15 protein-coding genes are annotated in these 17,219 nt (G+C 64.1%); 6 read left to right on the top strand and 9 right to left on the bottom strand.

Features of this window, described 5'->3' with window-relative positions:
• Position 1 precedes the first annotated feature (1 nt).
• Positions 2-499, top strand: a complete 498-nt coding sequence (locus tag JQ587_RS21000) for a TPM domain-containing protein (protein WP_212426506.1) — start codon at positions 2-4, stop codon at positions 497-499.
• A gap of 58 nt (positions 500-557) precedes the next feature.
• On the opposite strand, the gene JQ587_RS20995 is transcribed toward JQ587_RS21000, so the two are convergent.
• Both JQ587_RS20995 and JQ587_RS20990 read right to left on the bottom strand, forming a co-directional pair.
• Positions 558-1,370 (bottom strand): MBL fold metallo-hydrolase, encoded by an 813-nt coding sequence (locus JQ587_RS20995; RefSeq protein WP_212426505.1) that lies wholly within the window; start codon positions 1,368-1,370, stop codon positions 558-560.
• Positions 1,367-1,777 carry a Crp/Fnr family transcriptional regulator gene (locus tag JQ587_RS20990; RefSeq protein ID WP_249154424.1) on the bottom strand — a complete coding sequence of 137 codons (411 nt, stop codon included), beginning with the start codon at positions 1,775-1,777 and terminating at the stop codon, positions 1,367-1,369. The genes JQ587_RS20995 and JQ587_RS20990 overlap by 4 nt, the downstream gene beginning before the upstream one ends.
• Positions 1,778-2,019: 242 nt before the next feature.
• On the opposite strand from JQ587_RS20990, the gene JQ587_RS20985 reads away from it, so the two are divergent.
• The 3 genes from JQ587_RS20985 (at position 2,020) to JQ587_RS20975 (ending at position 4,883) form a co-directional block, all read left to right on the top strand.
• The gene (locus JQ587_RS20985; RefSeq protein ID WP_212426666.1) at positions 2,020-3,015 is read left to right on the top strand and encodes a hypothetical protein; all 996 of its coding nucleotides are present in this window, start codon (positions 2,020-2,022) and stop codon (positions 3,013-3,015) included.
• A 95-nt stretch (positions 3,016-3,110) separates the two neighbouring features.
• Positions 3,111-4,691, top strand: coding sequence for a hypothetical protein (locus JQ587_RS20980; protein WP_212426504.1), 1,581 nt, complete (start codon positions 3,111-3,113; stop codon positions 4,689-4,691).
• Between the two features lie 27 nt (positions 4,692-4,718).
• Complete coding sequence (locus tag JQ587_RS20975) at positions 4,719-4,883, top strand: hypothetical protein (RefSeq protein WP_212426503.1); 165 nt, start codon at positions 4,719-4,721, stop codon at positions 4,881-4,883.
• Between the two features lie 518 nt (positions 4,884-5,401).
• Here the strand turns inward: JQ587_RS20975 and JQ587_RS20970 are convergent.
• From JQ587_RS20970 to putA, 3 genes are all read right to left on the bottom strand, one after another.
• Entirely contained in the window at positions 5,402-6,049 is a 648-nt protein-coding gene (locus JQ587_RS20970) for a glutathione S-transferase family protein (protein WP_212426502.1), read from the bottom strand.
• A 155-nt stretch (positions 6,050-6,204) separates the two neighbouring features.
• Positions 6,205-7,410, bottom strand: a complete 1,206-nt coding sequence (locus JQ587_RS20965) for a CaiB/BaiF CoA transferase family protein (protein ID WP_212426501.1) — start codon at positions 7,408-7,410, stop codon at positions 6,205-6,207.
• Between the two features lie 115 nt (positions 7,411-7,525).
• The gene (gene putA / locus JQ587_RS20960) at positions 7,526-10,525 is read right to left on the bottom strand and encodes a bifunctional proline dehydrogenase/L-glutamate gamma-semialdehyde dehydrogenase PutA (protein WP_212426500.1); all 3,000 of its coding nucleotides are present in this window, start codon (positions 10,523-10,525) and stop codon (positions 7,526-7,528) included.
• 114 nt (positions 10,526-10,639) lie between these two features.
• On the opposite strand from putA, the gene JQ587_RS20955 reads away from it, so the two are divergent.
• Positions 10,640-11,101, top strand: coding sequence for an Lrp/AsnC ligand binding domain-containing protein (locus JQ587_RS20955; protein WP_212426499.1), 462 nt, complete (start codon positions 10,640-10,642; stop codon positions 11,099-11,101).
• Between the two features lie 169 nt (positions 11,102-11,270).
• Here the strand turns inward: JQ587_RS20955 and JQ587_RS20950 are convergent, their stop codons facing one another.
• The 4 genes from JQ587_RS20950 to JQ587_RS20935 form a co-directional block, all read right to left on the bottom strand.
• Entirely contained in the window at positions 11,271-11,471 is a 201-nt protein-coding gene (locus tag JQ587_RS20950; RefSeq protein WP_008134691.1) for a cold-shock protein, read from the bottom strand.
• A 197-nt stretch (positions 11,472-11,668) separates the two neighbouring features.
• Positions 11,669-11,977 carry a SorB family sulfite dehydrogenase c-type cytochrome subunit gene (sorB, locus tag JQ587_RS20945; protein WP_212426498.1) on the bottom strand — a complete coding sequence of 103 codons (309 nt, stop codon included), beginning with the start codon at positions 11,975-11,977 and terminating at the stop codon, positions 11,669-11,671.
• A 12-nt stretch (positions 11,978-11,989) separates the two neighbouring features.
• A complete protein-coding gene (gene sorA, locus JQ587_RS20940) occupies positions 11,990-13,189 on the bottom strand; it encodes a SorA family sulfite dehydrogenase catalytic subunit (RefSeq protein ID WP_212426497.1) in 1,200 nt (399 codons plus the stop codon).
• A 278-nt stretch (positions 13,190-13,467) separates the two neighbouring features.
• Entirely contained in the window at positions 13,468-15,204 is a 1,737-nt protein-coding gene (locus tag JQ587_RS20935) for an adenylate/guanylate cyclase domain-containing protein (protein WP_212300067.1), read from the bottom strand.
• 438 nt (positions 15,205-15,642) lie between these two features.
• Here JQ587_RS20935 and JQ587_RS20930 point away from each other — a divergent pair.
• A partial coding sequence (locus tag JQ587_RS20930; RefSeq protein WP_212426665.1) for a glycosyltransferase family 39 protein occupies positions 15,643-17,219 on the top strand: 1,577 nt, incomplete at its 3' end.

The raw sequence follows: 17,219 nt of genomic DNA, 5'->3' as shown, positions 1-17,219 counted from the left end.
CATGGGCATTGGGCGTATCACCCGGCATCTCCTCCAGCACCATTGGCGCGCCAGGCAGGTGTTTCCGCAAAGCGTGCTCGCCCGCATCGAGCAGGCAATCAAGAGAAGCGAGACGACGCATTCCGGCCAGGTCCGCTTCGTCGTCGAAGGCGCGCTCGACGGCCGTCCGCTATTTCGCAACCAGCACGCGCGCGCGCGAGCGCTCGACGTGTTCTCGCATTTGCGCATCTGGGACACAGCGCACAACAATGGCGTGCTGATCTATCTGCTGCTCGCGGATCGCGACGTCGAGATCATCGCCGATCGCGGCATCGATGCGAAGGTGGGCGCGGCCGGCTGGGAGACGATCTGCCGAGCGATGGAGTTCGCGTTCAGCGCAGGCCAGTTCGAGCGCGGCGTGATCGACGGCATCGCCGCGGTGTCGCGTGAGCTGGCAAAGCACTTCCCGCCGGGCGGAGCGCATCCGAATGAGCTGCCGGATAAACCGGTGGTGCTGTAGGCCCTATGTCGTCCCGGCCTAGTGCGCAATTGCGCACTAGGCCGGGACGACACTGTGCTCAATCATCCAGCTTGTTCAAATCCCGCACCGACTGCATGATCGGCTCGAAATTCGAGCGTGCATCAAGTGCGTCGAACAATTGCGCGGTATCTTCCAGCAATCCGTGCGACCGCGCGATCGCGATGCGCACGTCCTCCTGCGGCGTGTCCGACAGCCGTCCGTGCCCTGACAGCAGGATCTTCGCGTTCAATCCTTTCAGCCGCTCCAGCGACTGGATGTAGTCAGAAATGCTCCCCGAACCGAACACGCCGCCCATCACGCCTCCGGGCATCAACGTGTCGGCGGCGAATAGCAGGCCCTTGTCCTGCTCGAACAGCGTGATGCAGGCCGAGGTATGGCCCGGTGTGTACATCACGTTGAGGCGGAAATTGCCGAGGTCGATCAGATTGCCTTCCTCTAGCCAGATGTCGATGTTGATCGGCACATTCGGCTCATTGAACATCTTGCGCAACATCGAGAAGTCGTCGCGCAGCATGATCTTGTTGGCGGCAAGCCGATGGGCGGCGACGTAGGTTCGGAGCTCGTTGAAGTGCCAGGCCGCGCCGATATGGTCGAGATGTTCGTGGCTCAGTACCACCATGTCGATCTTCTCGGGCGGGCATCCGGCGAAGTTCAGGCATTCCACCATCGCCGGATAGTTCGAGGACAGGCCGACATCGATCAGGATGGTGCGGGCCGAGCCGCGCACCAGATAGGCGTTGGCGGCGCGGTTGGAGAAGCGGATCTGAAAGACGTCATCCGTCGCCTGGATCAGCGAGCAAATGTCGTTCTTCATCAGGATCGGGAAGGCCGTCGGCTTTCGCTCGCTCATGATTGCGCTGCCCGGTAGGTGACGGCGTTGGAGGCGCGCAGGCGTTTCGAAAGTGCGTCCATCACCATCAGTGCGAATGCCGGCTGTTGGCTGACGAGATAGACGAAGCGCGCGTGGTTGATCCGCATTACTTTTGTGTTCGGCGCCGAGGCGATCGCGGTGGCTGAGCGGGCCGAGCCGTCGATCACGGCCATCTCGCCGAAGAACTCGCCCTTGCCGAGCTTGATGATGCTGGTCTTGCGCGCGCCGTCGAGTTTGGCGATCTCGACCTCGCCGTCAAGCACGACGAACAGCTCGCGGCCGGTCGAGCCCTCCTCGAAGATGACGTCATCGACAGCAAACGCGTTGATGCATTTCTCGATCGTCATGATACCCCCAAGCGCCTTCTGGCTGACGGGACGGGCCATGTTAGCCGCGGAACAGTGACGGGCAAACAACCCCTTCGGCTAAGGCGTGCGGCCTACCGCAGAGCAGCATCGGTTGACGATTTGTTGCACGCGGCCACGCCGGTTCCACTTTCCCGACCCAATTCGGCCTCGGACGAGTTCCTAAAATTTCGGTAAGCGGGTCCCGAGGTAAGGAATTCGCAAGCAATGAAAGTTACCAAAAAGTCAACCTAGACTGGAGTATTTGAGCCGTGAGCGAATCCCTGCCCGAACTGGCTGGCCAACAGACTGGTGACCAGGCTGATGCCGTCGACACCGCCGCAACTGCGCCGCAGGTCGTCGAGGCTGCCGCCGGCATCGAGGCCCCCTCGATCGCCCCCGACCATGAGGCGCCCCCCAAGGCGGACGCGCCGCAGGCCGAGCCGCCCCGGATCGTAGTGCCGAAGTTCGAGACCAAGGCGGAAACCAAAGCCGAGCTCAAACCGGAGCCGAAGCCCGGCAAGCTCATCGTCATGGCGCCCGCGGAGCGGTCCTGGGAGCGCGAAGAGTTCGCCCCGCATGTGAAGGCCGATGAGGTGCGTGACACCGGGGGCAAGCGCCGCCTGTCGGCGATGGCCGCGGTGGTGGCGATCGCGGTCTGCGTCGGTGCCATCAGCGGCGCACTTGCGACCGTCGGCGTGATGCATTTCGCTGGCCCTGCGCCGGCGCAAGTCGCCGATACCAGCGCACTGGACGCCTCGGTCGCGCGGATCGATGCCGACATCGTCGCGCTCAAGGCCAATGTCGAGCACACCTCGAAGACCGGCCTCAGCCAGTTCAACCGGGCCAACGACCGCCTCGACAAGCTCGAGAAGGCGCAGGCCGAGCCGATGGCAAAGCTCGCCAAGCTGTCCGAGACCGTCGACAAGCTCCGCGCCACGCCGCCGGCAACTCCCGCGCAGGCCGCTGCCGCGGCGCCCGCGGCTGCCAAGGAAACAACCGGAACGATCGCGCCGGCACCAACCCAGGTCGCCACCGCCGCTGCCGCGCCGGCTCCCGTGCCCGCTGCCCCGAAGACCGAGGTCGGGCGTCTGCCGACGATCGAAGGCTGGAGGCTCCGCGATGTCGCCAATGGTGGCGCGCTGATTGAGGGCCGGGGCGGCCTCTACGAGGTCTATGCCGGCGATCCCATCCCCGGCATCGGCCGCGTCGATGCGATCCGCCGCCAGGACGGCCGCTGGGTGGTCGTGACCGCAAAGGGCCTGATCGTGGCGCGCTAGGCGCCCGATATCCGACTTGTCACGAAAGGCGCTTCACCACCGCGTGAAGCGCCTTTTTACTTGAATAGGCTGTCGGCCGCGGTGTTAGTGGAGGCATGAGCCGCCCGCTGCGAATTCTCCTGGCCGCCCAAATCTTTCTGGCTGCCGTTCTGTTGTTCGGCGGCGTCACGTTGCTCTCGGCAGCAGAGAACGCGCCGCTCGCGCGTGGCACCGCGATCACCGATCCCGATCTCCTGCGCAAGCTCGACCAGAGCGATGCTCTGTCGATTTCCCGCCTGTTGCAGCCCGAGCGCAACGGGAATGTTCCGCTGACGAGCGATCAGCTGTTCGCATCACTGCCGCAGCTCAAGGACATTCCGCCGGCGATCGATGCGGAGTTCGATCGCTACATCGCGCAGCACAAGCAGGCTTCGCCAAGCGAGACCATCGGCGTTGGCGACGGTTTCGACGTGCAGCTGTTCGATCGGGCCAATCTGAAAGCCGCCAACACGCGCTTCGTGCTGGCCGGTATCGTCAACCGCATGGACCGCGCCTATGTGTCGGAAGAGTCCTGCGGGGAGATCCGGTTGATCTATCGTCTGGCGCGGTTCGAAACCAGACCGGATGGCGGCAGCAGCGCGATGCGTCTGCCGATGACGTTCAACCTCGTGATGAAGGCGCGCGATGCGCGCCAGGTCGATGCGAACGGCAAGCCCATCACCTGCGCCGAGGTCGCGCGGCGCTGGCTCGACAATGGCGACTGGCAAGGGCTGATCGGCAGTCGCACTGCGCCTTACGATGCGATGATCGACCGTATCGAAACCAACATCCAGATCTCGATCTCGCCGAAGTCGGCCTTGCACGATTTTCGCTCCGACTACCTGCTCAAGGTGTTCAAATACGACCCCGGCTCGAAGATTTTCGTGGATTCGACGCTGGAGAACCAGATCGACCGCGATCGCATCCTGGCCGATGACGCACTCCGGCGCGACTTCAAGGACTGGCTGCTCACGCCTGCGAATCTTCGCGAGTTCGATCGCGGCACCGTGCTGATCCCGGAGAAATATCTCGCCAAGGCTGCGGTGGCGCCGACCCCTGCGGGCTTCGACGCCTCGGCGCTGCAGCCGGAATTCGGGATGATGCAGGGGGAGGCCAAAGGCGAGGGCAAGGGGGAGGACAAGAACGATCCCATCTTCACCGATGACGACGTCGTCGGCGCGCTGAAGCAGGCGGCCGCGCACGGCATCAGCATGGAGAACATCCGCTCGGTCGCGGGCTTCCAGCGCCGCCTCAATGATGTCACCTGCTCGGGCTGCCATCAGACGCGCGGCATCGGCGGCTTCCATTTTCCGGGCGTCGACTGGCTCGCGGAGAATGCGTCGAATTCTACCATCGTGCCGGCCTCGCCGCATTTCTTCGGCGACCAGCTTCGACGCCGCGACATCCTGACCGCCTTTGCCGCCGGCAAGCGCCCTGATTTCTCACGCGGATTTGCCAGCCGGCCGCAGACCCGCGGCAGCCTCGAACTCGCCGGCACCGAATATCAGGACGGCTGGGGCGCGCATTGTTCCCTGCAAAATGCGGGATCTGGAGCGACCGACAAGAGTTTTACGTCATGGACCTGTGCTAAGGGTCTCACCTGTCAGGCTGCGGCGGCCTCGAGCCGCATTGGCATGTGCTTCATCAAGACGCGTTAGGTCGACCCCAACCGGTTCGGATGGCCCATGACGGATACCAGCGACGCCGACAAGGAGCGCAATCGCGAGATCGCGCGCAATGAGGAAGTCAAACAGGTCACCGGCAGCATCCGCGTCAGCACCTGGGCGGTCGCGGTGGTCGTCATCATCGGCGGGATCTTGTTCACGCTCGGCTGGCTGGCGCTGCGGTAGCCGCAAACTCATTTCAGCCAGGGACAAGATCAATTAGCGCGTGGTGTAGAATGGTCATAGCCCGTGACAAAAGAGTCACGCCGGCCCTGCCGATCCCCCCAATTGTGGACCTACCGTGAGTCAGTTAGCGACATGGGTCTGGCGAGCATGCTCTGCGCTCGGTCTTCACGCTGAGCTAGGGTTTCGGCTCGTGCTGCCGAGCGGTCGAGCTGTCGTTGCCGTTGCGCGGATCGCAAGTCTTGGTGCTCCAAATGGAATGCTTTTGTTTCGCGCTTACGACGAAATTCGCGACCATGTCCACGAGTTGAACAATGCTGGCTATGGCTACTCAGTTGTCGACGAACCCCGACCAGGCGAAGCGTTTGACATGACAGCATTCCAGGAAATGTTCCGCGATTGGGGGTGGAGTGGCCAATTGGGAGCCAAGCCTGCCTGGATGCGATAGGCAGACATCGCGTAGCACAATAACTTGGACAATCTGGTGGTCCGCTTGCGGGAAGCAGGAGGAGGAACAACCCTCACTTCGCGTAGTTCGTCATTCGCTTTCCCGGGAGCAGCTCATACGCCGATTTCCAGCCGGGCAGCGCGGCCATGCGGCCGAGCCAGGCGTGGATGGCGGGATAACTCGTCGCGAAATCAAAGCCGTGCTCGTCGCTCGGATAGTGCAGATAAGCCATCATCGAGATATCAGCGACCGTCGGCTTCGCTCCGATCGCGAACGCATTGTGCTGGAGATGGCCGTCGAGAATGCCGAGAAAATCCTCGAGCCGCCGGCGAAAATGCTTCAGCACCTGCGGATCGTTCTTTTCGGTGAAGGCCCGCATGAAGCGATAGGTTGCCATGTGGCCGGTGAGCTTGTGGTTGTCCCAGAACAGCCAGCGCAGCAGCTCGAATTTTTCCCCTTCCGTTTCGGCCCCAAAGCGCCCGTATTGCTCGGCAAGCTTCAGCAGCAGCGGAGCCGTCTGCGTCATCTTCACGCCGTCGACCTCGAGCACGGGAATTTCGCCCATCTCGTTGACGGCTTTGCGCCACTCCGCCGTGCGCGTGACGCCGCCGCCAAAGTCGGTCCAGACCGGCTCGAACCTCTCGCCGCACAGCGTGAGCATCAGTGCCAGCTTGTAGCTGTTGCCGGATTCGGGGAAGTAGTGCAGGCGATAGAGGGTCATGGGACCTCACGAGACAGCGGCTTCGCCGATTGTTATACCCGAGATGCTTCCACGCCGTCATTGCGAGCGCAGCGAAGCAATCCAGCACATCCGCGGTGGGATTCTGGATTGCTTCGCTGCGCTCGCAATGACGAAGCCGCGGTAGCGTTCCGGCCTTACCCCACGGCCCCCGATCCCCGCAGCTGCCTGATCGCCGCTTCATCGTATCCCGCGCCACGCAAAATCTCGTCACTGTGCTCGCCGACGCCGGGCGGCTTGCGTGGTTGCACCTTCTTGGTGCCGTCGATCCAGATCGGGCTACTGATGGTGAGCATGGTGTCGTTCTCGAACGGAACCAGCACCTCGTTGTCGAGCATCTGCTTGTCGTTCGGGATGTCGTCCAAAATGCCGACGATACCGAACACCAGACCGTTGCCGTCGAGGATTTTCCGCCATTCGGCGAGGTCCCTGGTGGCAAAGGTCTCGTCAAAGATCTTGATCAGCTCGATCGAGCGGGCGTGACGGTCGGGCTTGGTGGCGAAGCGCGGATCGGCGATGAGGTCTTCACGGCCGAGGCATTTGGTGAGCGTCGGCCATTGCCGCTCCTCGTTGAGCAGCGACAGGATCAGCCAGCGGCCGTCCCTGCACTGATAGTGATTGGCCACTGCGTTGAGCGCGCGCTCACGCGGCCGCCGCTCGCTGAATTTGGCGCCGCAGAGCTTTGCCTGCGCCAGCACGCTCGCCGCCCACACCCCGTTCGCCATCAAATTGGAGGCGACATGCGAGCCCTTGCCGGTTTTCTCGCGCTGGTACAGCGCGGTAACGATCGCACTGTACAGCGCCATGGCGCAGGGATGGTCGCCCATGCCAGCGACCGAGCGGGCCGGGGTCGTGTCGGTGTCGGCGCGGACGAGGTCCATCAGGCCGGACCGCGCCCAATAGGCGTTGCTATCGAAGCCGGGCTTGTTGGCTTCCTCGCCCTTTTCGCCATAGCCGGTGAAGGAGGCGTAGATCAGCCGGTCGTTGAGATGGGCGAGATGGTCATAGCTGATGCCGAGCCTGCCGCGCACCGGCGGCGGCATGTTGGTGATGAAGACGTCGGCCTCTTCGACCAGCTTGTAGAGCACGGCCTGCGCCTCGGGCTTGGACAGGTCGAGCGCGAGGCTCTTCTTGTTGCGGGCCTCGAGCAGCCAGGCGAAATTGTGTTCGCCGGTCGGATAGCCGGGCAGGTTCGGCAGATTGCGGTAGGGGTCGCCGGCGCCGGGCGGCTCGATCTTGATGACGTCGGCGCCGAAATCGGACAGCACGGTCGCAGCCGCTGGCGCCGCGATGAAGCTCGCGCAGTCCAGTACCTTGAGCCCTGCAAATATGCCTTTTTCCATCGCGGCGTTGCTCCCTCGCTCTTGTTGTTTCCCGCGCGCTGGAATTGGCGCGGGCAGGTCTGGGAGCCATTAGACCGATGTCTTGCCCGGATGCAACGGCGCACAGCGCAAGGCCTTACTCCTCTCCCGCAAGCAACGCGGCGTTGCCGCCGGCTGCCGCGGTGTTGATGGTCATGGTCTGCTCGGTGGCGAAGCGCGCGAGGTAGTGCGGGCCGCCAGCCTTGGGACCGGTTCCGGACAGGCCGTTGCCGCCGAACGGCTGCACCCCGACCACGGCGCCGATCATATTGCGGTTGACGTAGATGTTGCCGACCTGGACCCGGTCGATGATCGCCTCGACCGTGTCGTCGATGCGGGAGTGGATTCCGAGCGTGAGGCCATAGCCGGTCCGCTCGATAGCTTGCAGCACGCGCTCGAGCGTCTCGGCCCGGTAGCGCACCACATGCAGGATCGGCCCAAATACCTCCTCGGTGAGCTGGCCGGCATCCCTGAGCTCGAAGATGTGGGGCGCGACGAAGCAGCCCTCTGGAGCTGTGCCTGCGAAGTGCAGTCGCGCCTCGCTCTTCATCCGCGCGATGTGGGCGTCGAGCCGCTGCTTGGCCTCGACGTCGATCACGGGGCCGACATGCGTCGCGACATCAGCGGGATCGCCGATCTTCAGTTCGCGCGCCGCGCCCGCGATCATCTCGATCATGCGGTCGGCAACGTCTTCCTGCACGAACAACAGCCGCAGTGCCGAGCAGCGCTGGCCCGCGGAACGGAACGCTGAGGTGACGACGTCGTCGGCGACCTGTTCGGGCAGCGCGGTCGCATCCGCGATCATGGCGTTGATGCCGCCGGTCTCGGCGATCAGCGGCACGATCGCTCCGTCCTTGGCGGCAAGCGTCCGGTTGATGTGACGCGCGACCTCGGTCGAGCCGGTGAAGACGACACCCGCGATGTCAGGGTGCGCGGTCAGCGCCGCGCCGATGAGGCCGTCGCCGGTGACGAGATGCAGCGCGCTTGTAGGGATGCCGGCCTCGTGCAGCAGGGCGACAGCGTCGCGCGCGATGAGCGGCGTCTGCTCGGCTGGCTTGGCAACGACGCTGTTGCCGGCCATCAGCGCCGCGGTGACCTGGCCGAGGAAAATCGCCAGCGGAAAATTCCATGGCGAGATCGCGACAAAGACGCCGCGGCCGCGCATGGCGAGCGCGTTGCTTTCGCCGGTCGGGCCCGGCATGGCGGTCTCGTGGACAAACAGCCTTCGGCCCTGCGCCGCATAATAGCGGCAGAAATCGACGGCTTCGCGCAGTTCGGAGAGCGCGTCGTCGAGCGTCTTGCCGCCTTCGCGCTGAAGGGCCGCGATGAAATGCGCGCTGCGGCTCTCCAGGAGATGTGCCGCCTGCTCCAGTGCGGCCGCGCGAGACGCTGCCGGCGTCCGGCTCCAGGCCGCAAAGCCGGCGCGGGCTGCAATGATCGCCGCACCGGCCTGCTCGAGCGTCGCGTCCGTGATCGGCTGGAGGTTGGGCGTCGCGGACTTGACGTCGGCCAGCAGCCGGTCGAGCGCGGCACGCTCGCCGAACTCGATGCCGCCTGAATTGTGCCGCTCCGGCGCAAAGAGATCACCCGGCAGCGGGATCTTGGCGTGATGGGCGTGATCGGGACGGACGACGAGATCGACGGGACGCCTCAGCAGCGCCGGGACGGGGACGCGATAATCGGCCGCCTGCGCCACGAAGGACGAGTTGGCGCCATTCTCGAGCAGCCGCCGCACCAGATAGGCGAGCAGGTCGCGATGGCTGCCAACCGGCGCGTAGGTGCGGTAGGCAATCTCAGGGTGATCCTTGGCGAGCTGTTCGTAGAGCGCTTCGCCCATGCCGTGCAGGCGCTGGAATTCGAATCCGCCGCTGTCGCCCGCGAGCTCCAGCACGGTCGCGACGGTGAGGGCATTGTGGGTCGCAAACTGCGGGAAGATGCGTGGCCGCAATGCGAGCAGCTTCGAGGCGCAGGCGACGTAGTTCAGATCCGTCATCGCCTTGCGAGAAAACACCGGATAGCCGTCGAGCCCGCGCTCCTGCGCACGCTTGATCTCGGTGTCCCAATAGGCACCCTTGACCAAGCGCACCATCAGCTTGCGGTCATGTGCGCGCGCCAGCTCGTGAATGTAGTCGATTACCGCGCTCGCGCGTTTCTGATAGGCCTGAATGGCCAAACCAAAGCCGTCCCAGCCCGCAAGCGAAGGATCGGCGAGCGTTGCCGCGATCACGTCGAGCGACAGCTCCAGCCGGTCGGCTTCCTCGGCATCGACGGTGAAGTTGAGATCGTGGGCCTTGGCGCGCTGCGCCAGATTCAGCAGTTGCGGCACCAGTTCGTGCATCACGCGCGCGCGGCTGATCGCCTCGAAGCGCGGATGCAACGCCGAGAGCTTGACGGAGATGCCGGGACGGCCGGGCAGGGGATGGTTGCCCGCCGCCTTGCCGATCGTCTCAATCGCGCTGGCATAGGCGTCGAAATAGCGCTTGGCGTCGGCCGCCGTGCGTGCGCCCTCGCCGAGCATGTCAAAGGAGTAGCGCGGTGTCTCACCCGAGCGCGGCCTGCCGCGCTCCAGCGCCTGCTCGATGGTCTCGCCCAGCACGAAGTGATTGCCCATCAGCCGCATCGCCTGGCGCGTGGCCGTGCGGACCGCAGGCGCGCCCAGCCGCTTCACGAGCCGGCCGATGGTGCCGTCGGGTGTCTCGCCGGGCTGGATCACCCGCGCCGACAGGCCGAGCGCCCAGGCCGAGGCGTTGACCAGGAACGCGGTGGATTTGGTCTCGTGATGGATGAAATCGCCCTCGCCGAGCTTGTCCTCGATGAACTGGTCGGCGGTGCGCGCGTCCGGCACGCGCAGCAGCGCCTCCGCCAGCACCATCAGCGCCAGCCCTTCCTTGGTCGAGAGCGCGAATTCTCGCAGCATGTCCTCCACGCCGCCGAGCCGGTCGTCGCGCTTGCGGATCGCCTCGATCAGCCGGGTTGCAGTGCGGTCGATCCGTGCTTCCTGCGGCGGAGTTAGGTGTGCCGATGGAAAGAGGCGCGCAGCGATGTCGGCATCGTCGGGCGCGTAGGGGGCTGAGAAGGGCGGTGGGATGTTCGGCATGGCATGTCCTGTGGCTGAAAATCAGGATAAAGCCCGCATGACCGTAGTTCGATAGACAAGATAGCCATTTTGCCTTAGAAAATGAAGATCATGACCATCTTAGCCGCATGAAATATGGAACTCGACCGAGCTGACCGGAAAATCCTCTCGATCCTCCAGGAGGATGGACGAATCGCCAATGTCGAGCTCGCAGAGCGCATCGGCCTGTCGCCGACCTCGATCGGCGAGCGGCTGAAGCGGCTGCAACGCGAAGGGTTTGTCGAGGGCTATGGCGCGCGGCTCAATCCGCACCGGCTTGGCCTCGGTCTGCTGGTGTTCGTCGAGGTCCTGCTCGACAAGACCACGCCGGATAATTTCGAGCGCTTTGCGCGCGCAGTGAAGCTCGCGCCCGAAGTGCTCGAGTGTCACATGGTTGCAGGAGGCTTCGACTATCTGGTGAAGGCGCGGCTGGCGGACATGACCGCCTATCGGCGCTTCCTCGGCGAGACCTTGCTGTCGATGCCGGGTGTGCGCGAGACGCGCACCTATGCGGTGATGGAGGAGATCAAGCGCGACGCACCGTTGCCGGTGGGCTGACCAAATGCGGTCGCGATTGTCATTGCTGCGGCGTTGATTGACGATCTTTTCAGGCAAATAGCCTTCCACGCGCAATCGCAACGCCTGTCGTCGAATGCACTGATCGTCTTCTAAATTTTTTTGGCCTCACTCCCGGAGCAAGTCCGGGAGGCAGCAAAGGCTGACGGGCTTATACTTTGAGGTTCTCTGCGGACGTCTTGCCCCGGTTTGCGATCTCTTCATATTCAACCGTCTGTCCCTCGTTGAGCGAGGACAGGCCGGCTTTCTGCACCGCCGAGATATGCACGAACACATCCTTGCCGCCCGACGCAGGCTGGATAAATCCATAACCCTTGGTCGGGTTGAACCACTTGACCGTACCTTTAGCCATCACGACTTCTCCGCGGGTCTTCCTCCGAGATCTCGAACCGCCAGTCCCCGCCAACCGGCCGGTTCGGTCCTAACAGGATACGCGGAATGTGGCGGGCTTGGTAGATCAAACCACATCCGCATTTTACCGAAATTCGCTCAACTTCGCGGCGTTTTTGCCGGTTTTGCCCGTTTCGCGGTCAATTGGCCGGCGCGCCGTCAATAAGTCGCGGCCAGGTAGTCGACGATCTTGCCGACGTCGGCGTCGTTGATCGGCGCACCATAGACCTTGATCATCTTGGTCACCTCGGCCTGCCAGAACCCCTTCTTGTCCTTCATTGGCGGCTGCGTGGCGATGTAATCGGACGAGTGGCAGGCGGTGCAATTGCCCTGGACCGCCTCGAAATTGGGCCCAGGCTTGAAGGCTGCGACCTCATCCGGCGTCTTGTAATCGACCGGCGCGGCAAGGGCCGACCCCACCATTGCGGCGACAGCGAGCGTGGTGGCAACGAGAACGGTGCGCTGCATGATCATTCTCCCTCAGGCCACGCTGACGCGGACGGTTTCGACGACGTTGCGCAAATAACCCGCCGGGTTCCAGCGCGGCGTCTCCGGCTGCGTCTCGCCGGAATTGCTGGTGGCACGCACCTTGAGCTCGAGCTGACCTGCCGCAAGCTTCACCGGCAGCTTCCATTCGCGGAACGAGTAGTTGCCGAGATCCTTGCCGAGCTTGGCGGAGGCCCAGGTCTTGCCGCCATCGGTGGAAACCGACACGTCCTTGATGCCCTTGCCGCCGTCGAAGGCGATGCCGCGCAGCGTCGTGCGGCCGGCCTTCAGTTTTGCACCATCAGTCACGCTGGTGATGAAGGAGCGGATGGTGAAGCGGTTGATCGGGATCGTCGCCTTCGGCGCTGTGCCGGGCTCGACCGAATTGTCCGGCGTATCCGGAATGCGATAGGCCGACTTCATCCAGAAGCCGTCATAGACGCTGTCGACGACGGTGATCTCGTTGAGGTGCTTCACCCAGTAGGTGCCGTAATAGCCGGGCACGACCAGGCGCAGCGGGAAGCCGTTGAGGAACGGCAAATCCTCACCGTTCATGCCATAGGCCAGCATTACTTCGCCGTCGGTGGCGTGAGCGAGGTCGAGCGCCTTGGCGAAGTCGGGCGTCTTGTCGCTCACCGGCCCGTCCATGCCGCCGAATACGACCTGCTTGGCACCGGCCTGCACGCCCGCCATGTCGAGCACGGTTTTCAGCGGCACGCCGCGCCAGCGCGCATTTCCCATCGCGCCATTGGCGAGCTGACCGCCGGCGACGCGCGGCTCGAAGAAGCCACGGCTGTTGCCGGAACACTGCGTGACGGCGACGATCTCGGTCGCCTTCATCTTCCTGATGTCCTTCAGGGACAGCTTCAGCTGCTTGTCGACCTTGCCCTTGACCTCGAGCGTGAACTTGTCGGGATCGAGGTTGTAGGGGAGATCGGCGAGGTGATAGCGCACGAAGAAGGCGTTGTTCGGCGTGATCGGACCGTCGTTGAAGATTGCAAACGGCGTCTCCAGCTGCGGCGGCCGGCTGGTGAGCCCGATCATCGGCCGCTTCTGCGGATATTTCAACAGCGGCCGTTCGCCGTTGCCGAAGGGCAGCGTAACGGTGTCGAGTGCTAGCGCCTTGGTGGAATTCAGTGTGGCCGCAAGCGCGGCAAAGCCCGCTCCTTTGAGCAGGTCGCGTCGATCGAACATGTGGTCTCCTCCCGGAGCTTTTCGTTGGCGCGCGGCCATCACCGCGACACCTGCGCCATCTGTCTCAACCATTTGGATGAAGTCAATTCGTGCTTTCGCAGCAACCCCATGCCGTTGCGCTGCAACAGGCCGGTGTTGCGTGAGATGATTCTTTCTTCACCTCTCCCGCTTGCGGGAGAGGCCGGGAGGGGGCTTTCACCTCTGGGGGATTGTCCCATCGAGGAGACACCCTCTCCCGCAAGCGGGAGAGGGAGCGCACCTTTGCGCGTGGCTGCTGCTTACGCCGCGACGCGCTCGCCGCCGGCGATGAGAGCAGACAATGTCCTCGTGTCGGTCACGACGCGCACCACCATCGGCTCGTCGCGGCCGCGGATCGCGACCTCCTGCTTCGGCAGCGCATCCTCATGAAGGCCGGCGGTGCGGCGGACTTCCTCGGAAACGATGGCCTCGCAGGCCAGCGTCTTGGTCATGTCCTGGAGACGGGCTGCGACATTCACGGCATCGCCGAGCGCGGTGAAGACGATGTGATCGCGATAGCCGATGTCGCCGATGATGACCTCGCCGCCATGGACGCCGATGCCGAAGCGAATCGGCTGGCGCAGGTCGTGGCTCAGGAGCTCGTTGAGCTCGTCCACATGGGTCGCAATGCCGGCCACTGCCTTCAGCGCCTGCCGGCAGGCGGTTTGCGGATCGGTGGTGAGGCCAAACAGTGCCAGCATGCCGTCGCCGACGAACTGGTTCGGCTGGCCGCCATTCTCGATCACGGCCTGCGACACCGCGCCAAGGAATCGATTGACGATGAAGACGGTGTCGAACGGCAGCCGCTTCTCGGCGAGTTGTGTCGAGCCGCGCATGTCCACGAACAGGCTGACGAGATAGCGCTCCTGGCCGATTCTGGCCGGCGAGGACCCTTGTGCATTTGCCGACAGCATTTGCGGCATGAACAGCTGGAAGAAGGAGAGGTCGCAGTCCGGCCGCAGCTGGCAGGCGAGGCGGATCGAGGGATCTGCGGTGCCGACGCGGGCCAGCACGAAGGCCTCGCGCTGCGACGGCTCGGGCAAGGTGCCGTGGTCCCCGATGATGCGGATGCGGCAGGTCGAGCAGCGGGCGCGGCCGCCACAGACGCTGGCATGCGGCACGTTGTGGCGCAGGCTCGCTTCCAGCACGGAGAGGCCCTTGGGCACGCGCACCGTCTTGCCGTTGCCATAGGACAGCGCGATCATGCCGCCGCGCCGCTCGCGCCAGCCGCGCACGCCGCGCGCGAACAGCGCTAGCCCGAGCAGCCCGATATAGCTGATGGTCAATCCGCCCGTGATGCGGTCAAGCGTATTGGCCTGTGCGAACGTGCCGACCTCGCGCTGCGTGTAATTGTGCGGGCGCCACTCGCCGTCCTCGCTATCGGCGGCGACACTGCGGCCACCCTGGTAGATGCCGAGCAGCGCCAGCGTCGGGATCAGGACCGCGGCGGCCAGCAGGTACGGCGCCGCGCGGACGAAGAACGGTTTCAGCCGGAGCCAGAAATAGATGCCGATGCAGCCATGCACCCAGGCGACGATCAGCAGGATCGTCATGGTCCAGAGCCGGCCCGGCGCCACGACGAAGAACAGATAGAGCTCCTGCGGATAGAGTTTTTCGTGCCCGTAAAGCACCTGCCCTAGCCGAATGCCGATCACATGCGCCATCACCAGCGCCGGGATGCTCAGTCCCAGCACCAGCTGAAGCGGCTCGATCGTGCGCCAGCGGAACTGGCGCCGCTGGTACAGCGCATACACACCGAGCCCCATATGGGTGAGGGCGGCGGTGTAGAACACGATCGCCACCGGGAGGAACTGCCAGAACGAGGTGTGGTAGTAGACCCCGATCTGCATCGCATCGACCGAGATATTGCCGAGCGCGTGATTGAGGAAATGGCTGACCACGTAAGAGAACATGATGACGCCGCAGACCAGCCGCACCTGCCGCGCGCTGGTCGAGCGGATGAGTTCGGGCAATCGTGAAAGAGCGGTCGTGGCCATGATTCGGTTGTATCAGTTCACTGAGGAGAACAGCCAGCGGAGAGTTAAATTCCGCGGGCGAGAGGCCAGATGGATCACATAACCGACAAGGTTACGTAACGGTAAGTATCGTAGGACGGGCAAAGCGACGCGTGCCCACCATAGCGTCCAGCCCTCCGCTGTCATTCCGGACAAGCGCGCCTTAGCGCGCGCAGATCCGGGATCCATAACCATAGGGAGCGGTTTGGCGAAGACTCGGAGTGACCGGTTCGTGTCCACACGCCTGCCTGTGCTGGGTCCCGGGTCGCGCTTCGCTTGCCCGGGACGACGGTGCCGACATTGACTCCCCCTCCCAAGTCGGGGAAAAGCGCGGCCGTGACGATCGCTCCCGACATCACCGTGAAGCCCATCAGTGCCTCGCGCCGGCCGCTTGTCGTGGCCGGGCTGGTGATCGCCGCAATGACGGGGCTGCGCATCGTCTATGCCTGTGCGATCGAGCTGCGCACCGACGAGGCCTATTACTGGACCTGGTCGAAGGAGGGAGCATTGAGCTTCCTCGATCATCCGCCGGGCATCGCCTGGCTCATCCGTTTCGGCACCGCGATTTTCGGCGACACCGTGCTCGGCGTCCGTTTCGGCGGCATCGTCGCGATGCTGGTGACGCAGCTTCTGCTCGCCGACGTTGTTCGCCGCCTCACGCATGATGTGCGCGCGATGGTGGTGGCGGTGCTGATGCCGGAGGCCGCGCTCTATTACGGCCTGTTGATGGCCAAGGTCGCGCCCGACGTCGCCATGATCCCGTTTGCAATGGCGATGATGTGGTCGCTGGTGCGGCTTGCACAGAGCGGCGATGGCCGCTGGTGGCTCGCGGCCGGCCTGTTCGCGGGCCTGTCGCTGCTGTCGAAATTCACCGCGATCATGTTCGCGCCTGCGGTTGCCGCCTTTTTGCTGGTGCCGGATTGGCGTTGGCGCTGGCTGCGCAGTCCCTATCCCTATGTCGCTGTGCTGATCGCGATCGCCGTGTTCTCGCCGGTCCTGATCTGGAACGCGCAGCACGATTGGGCCTCCTTCCGTTTCCAGGGCGTGCGCGCCACCGCCAATTACGGCATCTCACTGCGGACCGTCGGCGACTTCATCGGTCTGCAATTCGGCCTCGTCGGTTTCGTCCTGCTGCCGGTGGTGCTGCTGGGGCTGGTCGTGACGGCGTGGCGCGGCTACCGCAGGCGCGAACCGGTGGCGATCCTGCTGTCGACGGCGGTGCTGGTGCCGTTCTTCTATTTCTTCTTCAAATCATTGGCGCTCCGGGTCGGCGACACCTGGCCGATGTTCATGTGGCCGGTCGGCTTTGCTGCCGCCGCAGTGAACCTCGTGATGATATCTCGGGACGGCTGGTCGGCGCGGATGATCCGGTCGAGCATCTTCTGGGTGAACACGGCGCTGATCTCCGGCATCGCCTTCGTCGTGATCGTCTTCCTCTACTACGTCGCTGCGCCCTGGAATTTCCTCGGTAAGATGGATCCGATCGGCGCCGAGGCTGGCTACGAGCAAGTCGTCGCGCGCACACAGGCTGCGCTGGATGAGACCGGCGCGACCTGGATCGCGACCACGGATTACCGCACCTACGCCATGATGCGCTGGCTGTTCCGCGGCCGCGTCCCCGTGGTCGAGATCAACGAGCGCGGCCGCTTCCAGGATTTCCGCGATCCCGGCATGGACCGGATCAAGGGGCAGGCGGGAATCTATGTCGGCCGTCAGCCCGACGATCGCTCGTCTCTGTGGGATTCGATCCCTGCGACGCGCGCGCCATTGGGACAAGTCGAACGCCGCTGGCGCGGCGTCCTGATCGATACCTACACGATCGACAAGCTCACCGGATGGACCCCGGAGCTTTCGCCGTCAAAGGACTCGCCGCTGTTCCAGTGGCGGGTGCTGGCCCTCTTCTCCCTCTCCCCGCAAGCGGCAGGGCTATCGCATATGACCGAACAGGGCGAGGAGGAAGCTGTTGTCCCACCCCGCGCGCTTGATTTTGCGACGTA

This window comes from Bradyrhizobium manausense (genome assembly GCF_018130615.1).
In the GTDB taxonomy this organism is placed as follows: Bacteria; Pseudomonadota; Alphaproteobacteria; order Rhizobiales; family Xanthobacteraceae; genus Bradyrhizobium; species Bradyrhizobium manausense_A.
This window is presented reverse-complemented; position numbering and strand designations above follow the sequence as displayed.